Origin of the sequence: Paenibacillus plantarum (assembly GCF_013141695.1) — a bacterium.
Classification (GTDB): domain Bacteria; phylum Bacillota; class Bacilli; order Paenibacillales; family NBRC-103111; genus Paenibacillus_E; species Paenibacillus_E plantarum.
In genome coordinates this window covers 20,438-32,878 of the sequence record NZ_WHNY01000083.1, presented here as the reverse complement: position 1 = coordinate 32,878, position 12,441 = coordinate 20,438, and the positions used below count along the sequence as shown (strand labels likewise).

General features: G+C 45.7%; 7 protein-coding genes. 6 read left to right on the top strand and 1 reads right to left on the bottom strand.

Annotated features, from left to right (window positions below; genetic code table 11):
• Positions 1-158: 158 nt before the first annotated feature.
• The gene (locus GC096_RS34310; RefSeq protein WP_171637038.1) at positions 159-245 is read right to left on the bottom strand and encodes a putative holin-like toxin; all 87 of its coding nucleotides are present in this window, start codon (positions 243-245) and stop codon (positions 159-161) included.
• A 292-nt stretch (positions 246-537) separates the two neighbouring features.
• Between GC096_RS34310 and GC096_RS34305 the strand changes: the two genes are divergently transcribed.
• The 6 genes from GC096_RS34305 to GC096_RS34280 all read left to right on the top strand — a co-directional run bounded on the left by GC096_RS34305 (position 538) and on the right by GC096_RS34280 (position 12,405).
• A complete protein-coding gene (locus tag GC096_RS34305) occupies positions 538-2,079 on the top strand; it encodes an extracellular solute-binding protein (RefSeq protein WP_171636985.1) in 1,542 nt (513 codons plus the stop codon).
• A gap of 87 nt (positions 2,080-2,166) precedes the next feature.
• Positions 2,167-3,117 (top strand): ABC transporter permease, encoded by a 951-nt coding sequence (locus tag GC096_RS34300; RefSeq protein WP_171636983.1) that lies wholly within the window; start codon positions 2,167-2,169, stop codon positions 3,115-3,117.
• A gap of 38 nt (positions 3,118-3,155) precedes the next feature.
• Positions 3,156-4,031, top strand: a complete 876-nt coding sequence (locus tag GC096_RS34295) for a carbohydrate ABC transporter permease (RefSeq protein WP_171636981.1) — start codon at positions 3,156-3,158, stop codon at positions 4,029-4,031.
• 271 nt (positions 4,032-4,302) lie between these two features.
• Positions 4,303-5,397: a glycoside hydrolase family 88/105 protein gene (locus tag GC096_RS34290; protein WP_171636978.1), complete on the top strand. Its 1,095-nt coding sequence runs from the start codon at positions 4,303-4,305 to the stop codon at positions 5,395-5,397.
• Between the two features lie 19 nt (positions 5,398-5,416).
• The gene (locus GC096_RS34285; RefSeq protein ID WP_171636977.1) at positions 5,417-6,934 is read left to right on the top strand and encodes a glycoside hydrolase family 28 protein; all 1,518 of its coding nucleotides are present in this window, start codon (positions 5,417-5,419) and stop codon (positions 6,932-6,934) included.
• Between the two features lie 110 nt (positions 6,935-7,044).
• Complete coding sequence (locus tag GC096_RS34280) at positions 7,045-12,405, top strand: right-handed parallel beta-helix repeat-containing protein (RefSeq protein ID WP_171636975.1); 5,361 nt, start codon at positions 7,045-7,047, stop codon at positions 12,403-12,405.
• Positions 12,406-12,441: the final 36 nt, after the last annotated feature.

Below are 12,441 nucleotides of genomic sequence, written 5' to 3'. Positions count from 1 at the left end.
AAGGCAATAAGTAAGTTGCGAGTATAAATAAGGCGTGATAAGATTATAAATAGAAAAGAGACGTGCTACCAACACGTCTCCTGCACAATAATTTGGTGGGCAACCTCCAAGGTATAAGCAAGGTGTAACCCACTGGTTAGGTAGTCAGCCTGAGTGGGTTACTTTCGTTTTTCGATATATGTTAGAAGCGCCAGTATAAACGTACCGAACGCGAGCATAACGATTATCGTTTGGAAAGCTTCCATGGCATCAACCTCCTTTCCGGAGGGAGCCGCACACAAGTTGAGATTGTACTTAATAAATATATCATAACGAGTCTACCAACAGGTAGGCTTTTTCTTTTGTCCTTTTAGGCCTAAAGACTCAACCACGCGGCCTTAAAGGCCTCCTCAATAATCATTTCCCCTCCCGATAATCATCATCTCACATCCCGCGTCAGACGTGGGTTATATGAGTAAATGATTGTTTCGGTACCTCCCCCGAACCGTGTAATGTGTGAGTTGTAGCACACAACATTTTCACGGAGGTCAAACCGATATGAAGAGAAATTTAGTTACGATTCCACTAAGCGTACTACTCGTTTCCAGCTTTGCTTTGGCAGCATGCGGAGATAAAGAAACGCCTGCATCGACAACTGCAGCATCGTCATCAGTGGCAGCAACGACAACAACAGCACCGAAGCCGACAGACAATACACCGACAGCAATTACCATCATGGCACCACTCAATACGGCACAAACGCCACCAGATACCATTATTAAAGAACTTGAAAAGCTGACGAACACGAAACTGACGTATCAATTCTTCCCAGCAGACACGTATGAAGAGAAGTTGAATACGACATTTGCAACAGGAGCACTGCCACAAGTAACGTATTTGAAAAACCAAGCAACCTTCATTCAAATGAAATCCGCGATCCGTGACGGTCAATTCTGGGAGATCGGGCCACTATTGAAAGACTTCCCGAACCTTAGCAAATTGAAATCCACAACGAATGACAATACGAAAGTGGATGGCAAATTGTACACCTTGTACCGCGGTGTAGACATTGCTCGTCAAGGACTCATCTACCGTAAAGACTGGGCAGACAAGTTGGGTCTGAAACCTCCTGCTAATCTAGATGAATTGTTCGCCATGGCGAAAGCGTTTACGGAAAACGATCCTGACGGAAATGGCAAAAAAGACACCATTGGTCTAACCGATCGTAACGATCTGATCTATGGCGCATTCAAAACAGTTGCAGCTTGGCAGGGCACGCCGAATAACTGGGGCACTAAGGATGGTAAGCTAGCTCCGGAATTCATGTTCCCGCAATATGTAGCGACGATGGATTATTTCAAAAAAATGCGTGATGGCGGCTACATCAATAAAGATTTCGCTGCTACAAGTAAAACAGATCAACAAAAACTGTTCACAAGCGGAACAGCAGGTATGTATATCGGAGCGATGACGGACGTTTCCACATTGAACAAAGACTTGGTCAAAAACGTACCGACAGCCGTAGTCGATGTACACAGCATGGTAGCTGGACCTGACGGTAAATTCGCAGCATGGGCACTGCCTGGCTATGCAAACGTCGTGCTGTTCCCGAAATCCTCGAACAAAACAGAAGCAGATCTTCGTAAAGTGCTAGCGTACTTCGACAAAATGATGACACCAGAAGTAGCGAACATGGCGAACTGGGGCATTAAAGATGCGAACTACAGCGTAGTCGATAACAAAGCGAAGAAGCTGGATGAAGAAAAATGGACACGCGAAGTAAAACCATTCACAGATGCAGCGATTGGTGATGAAGATACGTCGGGCAGATTCTTGGGTATTCCAACGATCCCTGCACAAGGTAAAGCGGATGAATTGAAAATCGCGAACCTGAAGTTCGCTGTTCAAGATCCAGTTGCAGCGCTAGATTCCAAAACAAACCTTGAAAAAGGTGTTCAATTGCAAGCGGTTATCACGGATGCAACGAACAAATACATTTACGGAACACTGGATAAAGATGGATTTGATAAAGCGATTGAAGATTGGAAAAGTCGTGGCGGCAGCAAAATCATCGAAGAATACAACGCACTTAAAAAGTAATTCAGCAACACAGTGTCTGACTAGTCAAGGCGAGAGGGCTGCTTGCACCGCGGCAGTCTTCTCCTTTTAAGGAAAGGAAGAAGTCCTATGCAAGAAGTGAATGTTTCGCAAAGTGTTGTCGCAAGGAAGTCGAGCAGTGAACTAAGCAGGCGTCTTTGGAAAAACAAATGGATTTATGTCATGTTGCTGCCGGGGATTTTGTATTTTATCGTTTTCAAATACATCCCGATGTATGGATTGATCATTTCCTTCCAGAACTACAAGCCTTTCAAAGGAATTACGGGGAGTGAATGGGTCGGTCTCGAGCATTTTCAGCGATTGTTTACAGAGCCGGACTTCTTAAATATTTTGAGCAATACGTTAATCTTGTTCGTTATGAATCTCTTGTTTTATTTCCCAATCCCCATCATCTTGGCGCTCATGCTGAATGAAGTTAGAGGGAATCTCTTCAAGAAAGTGTTTCAAACAATCGTGTACCTGCCTCACTTTATGTCTTGGGTCATTATCGTCTCCATCAGCTTCGTTATGCTGACTATGGACGGCGGCGTTATTAATGAAATGATTACGTATTTCGGCTTTGAAAAGGTGAATTTCTTACTTGCTCCAGAATGGTTCAGACCGATTTATATTCTGCAAGTGATTTGGCGTGAAGCAGGTTGGGGAACGATCATTTATTTGGCGGCTATTGCCTCCATTGACCCCGGATTGTATGAAGCTGCTCGTATGGATGGCGCAGGACGTCTTAGACAAGTGTGGCACATTACGCTGCCGGCGATCCGAAGTGTCATTATTGTTTTACTAATTTTGAAAATTGGTGCGGTTCTCGAGCTCGGTTTCGAACATGTGTATTTGCTTCTTAACTCCATGAACCGAGAAGTTGCTGAGATCATTGATACTTATGTATATACAGCAGGTTTGAAACAAGGGCAATTCAGCTACAGTGCAGCAATTGGTTTGTTCAAATCCTTTATTGGACTTGTTCTGGTGATGATTGTGAATCGAATTGCAAAGAAAATGGGCGAAGAAGGCGTTTACTAGGCTTGTGTAGCGTGTAAGCAGCTAGGAGGTTGAAAGTCGTGGTAGAAGATAAAACAATTGCCGGCAGAACGTTCGGTATCATCAACTATTTGTTATTAACGATTATCGGATTGGTTACGATCATCCCCTTCGTGCACGTGGTGGCAGGTTCCTTCACGACGAGTGCGGAAATGGCGGCGAAGAAATTCGTCCTCATTCCGACGGATTGGAGTATCGAGGCTTATCGGTTTATATTTTCGACGAATACGATATTCAAAGCGATGGCGGTCTCGATTGGGACGACGGCTATCGGCACCGTGATTAGTATGTTCATCACAGCATTGATGGCTTACGGCTTGGCACGCAGAGATGTGGATGGTCGTAAAGTGATTATGTTCCTCGTTGTATTCACCATGTTGTTCCACGGCGGGTTGATCCCGACGTTCCTGGTGGTTAAGGAGCTTGGCATGATCGACACCTATGCGGCGTTGATTCTGCCAACAGCAGTCAGTGCGTTTAACTTAATTATTTTGAAAAACTTCTTCCAGAACATCCCTGAAGGACTGGAGGAGTCGGCTAAAATTGATGGCTGCAGCGACTTCGGTATCTTGTTCCGTATCGTGCTACCGTTGTCGATGCCTGCGATTGCAACGATTTCATTGTTCTACGCGGTAACGTATTGGAACACGTATATGAGCGCGATTCTCTATATCAATGAAAGTGCCAAATGGCCGATTCAGGTTTTGCTTCGCCAAATTGTCGTCCTTGCCAGCGGTATGGACGTAAGCTCTGACTTGGACAGCGTGGCACCGCCACCAGCCCAGTCGATTAAAATGGCAGTAATCGTCGTAGCGACTCTTCCGATTCTATTAGTGTATCCGTTCTTGCAGAAGCATTTTGCTAAGGGTGCGATGATTGGATCCATCAAAGGATAGTCAAACCCATAGACAACCTGGCAACCCAGCACTTCCCGCCATGTCGCAGAAGTTAAGTGGAAAAACTACATCTATTTTTTAAGAAATAGACAGATCTCAACAACTAGATGGAAAAACTCCAGCTAATTCGGCCAATTCAACCGTTTCTCGCTAAAAGGAGAGGAACTAACTGTAGAAAATACAGTTAGTTCTTCAAACACGCCTAAAGTGAGGAAATTAGATGGAGTTTTTCCATTTAAATGGATACTATCCTGGAAAGGGGAAACACATCATGGCTTCAACAACAACCCGTACACCACTGGAGTGGGCACAAGCTGCCTGCGACTCGATCATGGACATGCATACGCCGATGCAGCTTCCGCCCGCTGGGCGCTGGCATTACCATCAGGGCGTATTCCTGTGCGGCATGGAAATGCTTGCACAAGCCAATCCGGATACGCGCTATGACGCGTATATCCAAGGTTATGTCGACGGCCTAGTCGATGACAATGGCAGTCTCTACTTCGCGCGCGACGAGCTCGACGCGATGCAAGCTGGGCTGCTGCTGTTCCGCATCGAACAGCGCACAGGCCAGCCCAAATACCGCGCAGCTGCAGATAAGCTGCGCAATCTGCTCAAGACCCTGAACCTCACCTCCGAAGGTGGGTTCTGGCACAAAGATAAATACGCCAACCAAATGTGGTTGGACGGTCTGTACATGGCCGGCGTCTTCTCGCTGAAATACGCGAACGCCTTCGGCGAAACAAGCTTGCGCCAAACCGTGCTGCATCAAGAGCAGCTTATGCGCAAGTATATGAAAGACGAGCGCACGGGTCTGCTGTACCATGCGTGGGACGAAAGCCGCCGCATGCCGTGGGCGAACCCCGAAACCGGCTGCTCGCCGGAATTCTGGGGGCGTTCGCTTGGCTGGTACGGCTTAGCCGTCTCGCAGTTCCTCGACGAATTGCCGGCAGACGAGCCAGGGCGCGTAGCGCTGGTCAGCTCGCTGCACGACTTCGTGCATGCGTTGATCCGCTACCAGGATGCTGATAGCGGCCTCTGGTATCAGGTGATCGACAAAGGCAATCAACCGGATAACTGGCTGGAAAGCTCCTGTACAAGTCTGTTCGTCTACACGATCGCCAAAGCCGTGAATCTTGGGGTTGTTGACCGTGAATGTGCGGCAGCAGCGGTGAAAGGGTATGAAGGCTTGCTGCGCACGTTGAAATTTGATGAGCAAGGAAGAGTTATTTTGCCGCTGATTTGTATTGGAACATCGGCGGGTGACTATGAGAACTATGTAACGCGTCCAACGAGTGAGAATGATCTGCATGGTGTGGGAGCTTTTGTCATGGCGTGCGTGGAAGTTGAAGCATTGAACAAGTAAGGATCCGAAGGAGCGACCTATGGCGATATATAACATAACGACGTTCGGCGCTGTTGGTGATGGCGAAACCGATAACACGCAGGCGATCGCGGCAGCGATCGAAGCCTGCTCGCTACATGGCGGCGGAACGGTATTCGTCCCAGCGGGTACGTATCTCACGGGCAGGATTGAGCTGCTCAGCTACATGACGTTGGAGCTTGAGACGGGCTCAAAGCTGATGTTTACCAGCGAGTTCGACAAGTACCCCCTCGTACAGACGCGCTGGTCAGGTTACGAATGCTACGGGTACTCCCCGCTCATTTATGGGAGGGGCTTGAAGAAGGTAGCGATCAAAGGTGATGGCATCATTGATGGGCAAGGCAGTGCCTGGTGGCAAGTGTATCGTGAGATTCGCAAAGGCGGTACAGTGGATTCGGCGCAAACGCAAGAGCTCAAAGTGAAGAATCGGGCGTTGCTGGAAACGGTGAAGAGCAATATTGTGGAGTGGTCCTCCCAATTTCTAAGGCCGCCGCTGCTGCAATTGATAGATTGTGAAGGCGTTAGGCTCGAAGGTATAACCTTGCAGAATTCCCCTTTCTGGAATACACATCTCGTCTATTGCTCGGATGTTCAGCTTCATGGGGTTTCGATTAAGAACCCGAATGATACGCCTAATGGCGACGGACTGGATATCGACTCTTGCCAAAATGTCCGTATTTCTGATTGCTTCTTCGATGTTGGCGATGATTGCTTGTGCATCAAATCCGGCATCGATGAAGATGGCCGACGGGTGGGCAAGCCTTCCGAGAATATCGTGATTACCAACTGTACGATGTTGAGAGGACATGGCGGTGTCGTGCTCGGCAGCGAGATGGCTGGCGGTATTCGGAATGTGGTCATTTCCAATTGTATTTTCACAGGGACCGATCGTGGCATACGGATGAAAACGAACCGCGCTCGCGGCGGGTACATCAAGAATATCTTAGTCAGCAATATTTATATGGAAGATGTGTGCTGTCCGTTAACGATTAACTCGTTCTACCGGCACGGCGTTGACGAAAGCGACCCGTTGATCAGCAGTCCAGAAGCCGTTCCCGTAACGGAATGCACACCTGTGATCGAACACATTCGGATCCATCAAGTAACCGCGAAGCGGACTCGTGCCGCTGCTGGCTTCCTCTATGGACTGCCAGAAATGCCGATTCGTGACGTGCAGCTATCCCATGTGCACATCGAGATGACGACGGATCCTACGGAGCAGGGAGATGAGCCTGACATGGTGCGCGAGAAGTTAATCATGGCTGGCGACGGCATGCTGTGCAAGCATGTAGCGGACTTGGAGCTTCATCATGTGCGTATCGAGACGCGTCAAGGTCCTGCTCTTTGTTTGGAAGATACGCGTGGCGTCGATGTTCACTCGCTTACCATGAAGGGGAAGCATACCGCGACGCCGGTTGCGCGTGTGGCTCGTTCTGAGGATGTATTCTTCTCAGGAAGACAGACGATGGAGCTGGACTACCTAGAAGAAGAGAAAGTGACGGTTCGTTCGCAAGCGTGAGATTTGGAGGAAAAGGGCGCCTGAAGACGTCCTTCTATCCTTACGTTCATTACATAGTTCTTCTTCTTACCAAAAAGTAAGCGCATACAAAAATGTTGGAGGGATGTTACTTGAAACAACACAAAAGGTTGTTGGCAATGGTTTTGTCATTTGCTTTAGTATTATCGATGATTCCTTTTAGCGGATCGGCAGCAGCAATTGGGGATTGGCAATTTAGCGCTTTCGGATCAAGTACAAATTCTACAACAACTAATCTTAGTCCTACTGGTAATGCAGATGGCTCTATCACGTTAGAAGCAACTAATGGCAAAATAGCATCAGATAATGAAGGTATATCTTTTTATTATAAAACACTAGACATACCTACGGATGCCAATTTTGAAATTTCTGCGAAAGCGAAAGTAGTGAATTTTAACAGTAAATCCACCATTTCCACTCCAGCTCAAAAATCATTTGGGTTAATGCTGCGCGGGAGCGTGGGGACAAGCGGTTCCACACAAACGTCCAACTACGTTGCAGTGGGTGGCTTTGGTCTTACAGCTACTACAAGCAATATGCAGGCGTTTTACAAACAAGGTGTTGGAGGTACACCAGTCACAGGAACTCAAACAAAAATAGCATTTAGTGATTTGAATGCTCCTACTGCGGATGAAGAGTATGTGCTGAAAATCAGAAAAACAGGCGACGCCTATGTCGTAACGGCTAATGGCAAAAGCGAAAAGTTTAAACTCGATAATTTATTCAGCAGTAAAATCTATGTCGGTATGTATGCGGCAAGAGATGCCAAAATCACGTTTAGTGATTTCGATATTAAAGTCGATCCTAGAGCTCCAATTCAATTAAAACTAGACACGACTTCAATGAAAACGGAGTATTTGAAAGATACAAGTTTAGATACAACCGGTTTAAAGGTAACAGGTGTATACGCAGATCATAGTGAGGAAGTTCTTTCGACAAGCGATTATGTGATTACGGGTTTTGATAGTAGTCAATTGAGGACAATCCCAATAACGATTAGCTTTAACGGTGCGTTCCAAACGATTAATCTGACCATCGTGCCTTTAACAGCTATGGCATTGGGAATCAAATATTTTCCTGCCAAGACGGAATATTATGTAGGAGATCTATTTGATCCTGAAGGTTTCGTAGTTACGGCAGCCTACAATTCAGGGGTTATGACAGATCTCGCAAGTGATAAATACACATTCTCCATTTCAGAAGCGACGGTAACAGGTTCCACATATGCCTTCAATACTCCCGGATCAAAAATAGTTACAGTCAGATCGATAGAGACGCCTTCAACGGTCACGACATTTAACGTAACTGTTAATGAAGCTCAATTGACTGGTTTGGAAATCGCACAACCTCCGCAAAAAACACTGTATTATCTGGGCGATTCGTTTAAACCTAACGGGATGGTTGTGTATGCCCGCTATAGTGACAATTCGAAAGTAAGACTTTTGTCCGAAGATTATACAACCGCACTCGACACAACCACTGCGGGTTCGAAGCCAGTTGTCATTTCGTACAGAGGACAACAAGCTAATGTCGCCGTTACGGTCAAACAAAAAGAATTAACGGGGATCCAAGTTACGCAATATCCTAAAACAACCTACCGAATTGGTGAAGATGTAAGCACTAGCGGACTAATGGTTTCAAAATTGTACGACAACAAGGATCAAGAAGTCCTAGCACCAGCTGTCTATACAATCGATAGCTCGAATTATACTAAGAACATAGCTGGCGTTTATGACATTAAGATCATTCCTACCGATGGAGGCATTGGGCCTATCGTCTATAAAGTGACGGTTAGAGAACCAGTGACCTATACCTGGAATCCGATTAGATTCGGCCAATCTTCGTCTGCAGGAAGTAATACCATCACGCCAAAAGTAGACGGAAGCGTACAACTCGTTGCTTTAGACGGCGGTGGTAAGGTTACTGGCGATCATGATGGTATTTCCTTTTACTACGTAGAATTGGACGCTATGAAAGATAACTTTGTCTTATCGGCAGACATTAAAGTCAATGCTTATGCGAAAACGCCTTACGACGGCCAAGAATCTTTCGGGATTATGGCGAGAGATGCCATTGGAACTGCAGGTGATTCTAGTGTATTCGCCTCCAACATTGCAGCTATTGGTGGATACAGCGGTGGCACAACGAAAGACAACGGCACCCAATTATTCGTAAGATCAGGTGTCGAATCTAGTGATGGCAAAGGCAGTAAGGGCATTCAAAGCGTGATGTTAAGAAATGAAAGACCTTCATCGAGCAACACGCCTTATAAGCTCACGCTCACCAAAACGAATAGCGGCTTCACTGGAAAGATTAACAATGAGCAGGAGCAAAAGATTTTTGTTCCAGACATTATGATTGTTCAAGATTCCAAAATGTATGTAGGGTTTTATACGGCTCGTCTTGCAACAATTGATGTTAGTAATATCGAACTGATCGTAACGGCAGCAGAAACGGATACGCCTAAGGTTGAGGCTCCTAATCTGCCTGTTACACCTGATTTCCAATTTGTTTCTCTAGATAAAACTTCAAAAATGGATTATTCCTTATCCATAAAGTCGAATGTAAACGGTACGGTAACGATTAAACAGGATCAACATGTCATCGCAACAGAATTGAACGTTGAAGCGGGTAAAATGATTACCTTACCTACAACAGTCACCCAGAATACGTACACGAACTTTGGCGCTGTGTTTTTACCACATGATACGCAGTTGTTGACGTCGTATGATAAACAGGTAGCCAACTTTTCAGTATCCATGAAGACGTTTGTTCCAGGCGGTGATATCTATGTATCGCCAACAGGTACAAGTGCAGGTACAGGTACAATCGATAGTCCGCTTGATCTTGACACAGCTATTGCTTATGTGAGCGCAGGGCAGAAGATCATCCTTCAAGATGGTAGATATGTGCGTAATGCCAAGCTTGATATTAAGAAGGGCAATGACGGTACGCCTTCCGCAAAGAAATATCTCGAGGCAGCTCCAGGTGCGACGCCAATTATTGATTTTGATAAGAAATCCGAAGGCGTTGTGTTGAGCGGGGATTATTGGCATATTAAAGGAATTGATTTTACACGCACAGGTCCGAACACGAAAGGTTTTACAGTAGGCGGCAATTATAACATCGTTGAGCAAAGTAGATTTTATGCTAATGGTGACACGGGGCTGCAAATTAGCAGTACGGACGGATCAACTGACAAAACGACATGGCCGTCTTATAATCTGATTTTGAACTGCGAATCCTTTGATAATATAGATCCATCCAATAACAATGCCGATGGTTTCGCAGCAAAACTAACAGCTGGTCTAGGCAATGTGTTCCGTGGTGATATTGCCCACAATAACATTGATGATGGTTGGGATCTATATACAAAGGTGGGTACAGGGGCGATCGGCGCTGTAACGATTGAAGACAGCATTGCCTATAATAACGGGACACTAACGAATGGCAGAGTAGGCGAAGGAGACAAGAATGGTTTCAAGCTAGGTGGCGAAGGCATTCATGTTCCACATTTGATTCGCAACAGTATGGCTTTTGGCAATGGTGCTAATGGTTTTACAAGTAATAGTAACCCTGGTGTCAGAGCTGAAAATAATATTGGCTTTAACAATGCCAAAGGCAACTTAAGTTTTACAACGTATTCAGGCATACCTACTGATTTCACAATTAATGGCTTTGTATCCTATCAAAAAACGGTATCTGTCAAAGATAGTTACCCTGCAGAATTAAAAGCCGACAATAACTATATGTTCGACGGTTCCAAATCTGTTAACAAATCGGGTATTCGACTTACAGATGCAAACTTTACAAGTCTAGAACCAGTTGAATCGTACACGAGAAATCAAGATGGCAGCATCAACTTGGGGACATTCCTTCAGCTTATCGCACCGCTTTCTGCTCCAACAAACCTGACCGCGTCCGCAAGTGACGCAAAAGCGATATTAACATGGAGGACCGTTACTGGTGCTACTTACTATAACGTTTATCGTGGCATGGCTGAAGTTGGTCCATATGAAAAAATTGCAACAAACGTTACGAATGCAACGTATACAAATGGCGAATTAACTAACGGCATAACTTATTATTACAAGGTAACTGGAGTAAACGATTTAGGGGAAGGTCAATATTCGAATTCAACAAGTGTAGTGCCTTTTAGATCAACTGATAATTCAACTGGAGGTTCTGGAGGTGCAGCACCAGCTGCTCCAACAATCATTGATGGCGGCGTACAAGTATCAATCACCCCAGTAAATCAAACGATTAATGGGAAAATTGTGGCGGTCGTTTCGGTAGATGGCGGCACATTGGGGAAAGCATTTGATGCACTCAAATCCAATGAATCCAATAAGCAAAAGATTACGATTGATGTCAATAGCACGGAAGGGACTGCTAAAGTTCAGGTTGATGCTAACGCCTTATCGGCAGGTCTGAAAAACGCGCCAGATGCCGTGTTGTCCATTAAAAGTAATGAGGTTACTTACGATCTCCCTGCCAAATCGTTGGATCTTGCGAATATAGCGACAGCGCTTGGAACCGATGTGAGCAACGTGAAAATTAATATCACGATTGAAAAAGTAACGGGCCCTACGGCTGAACTAATTAACGCTAAGGCCAAACAAGCTGGATTAACGCTGCTTTCTGGTGCAGTGGATTTCACTATTACCGCGGAAGGCAATGGGAAGACGGTAACAGTAGACAATTTCGGGAATACGTACGTGCCAAGAACGATTACCTTAGTGAAAACAGTAGATTCCAATCAACTAACTGCGGTATTGTTCAACCCGGAAACCGGAGAGATGTCTTTCGTTCCAGCGGTAGTAACAACCGTAAATGGCAAGGCAGAAGTTACAATCAAACGTCAGGGTAATAGTATCTACACCGTTGTTCAATCTTCGAAGACTTTCGATGACGTAAAAGGACATTGGGCGAAGAATGAGATCGAATTGTTGGCTTCCAAATTAGTAGTCAAGGGTACTTCGGATACTACTTTTGGACCTAATAATTACATTACGCGTGCCGAATTTGCGGCCCTACTGGTTAGATCACTTGGCTTAAAAGAAGAGGGATCAACGCGTTTCACGGACGTACCTGCTAACAGTTGGTTTGCGGGGACGGCAGGCGTATCGGCTAAAGCTGGATTAATTGAGGGCTTTGAAGATAACACATTCAGACCGAATGAAAGAATCACGAGAGAGCAGATGGCGGTCATGATCACGCGAGCAATGACATTTGCCGGGAAATCAGCTGCTGTTGACCTTAAACAATTAGACAAATTTACGGATAGTAAGAGCTTGAGTACGTGGTCACATAATGCCGTAGCTGGGGCGTTAAGCGCTGGTATTGTAAACGGCGTAACCGAAACGGAATTTGTCCCGGCAGCTTCAGCGACTAGAGCGGAAGCCGCGGTCATGCTGAAGAGATTCTTACAATTTGTTCAGTTTATCAATTAATTTCTTGGTGAAGGACGTCCGCTCAGGGCGTCCTTT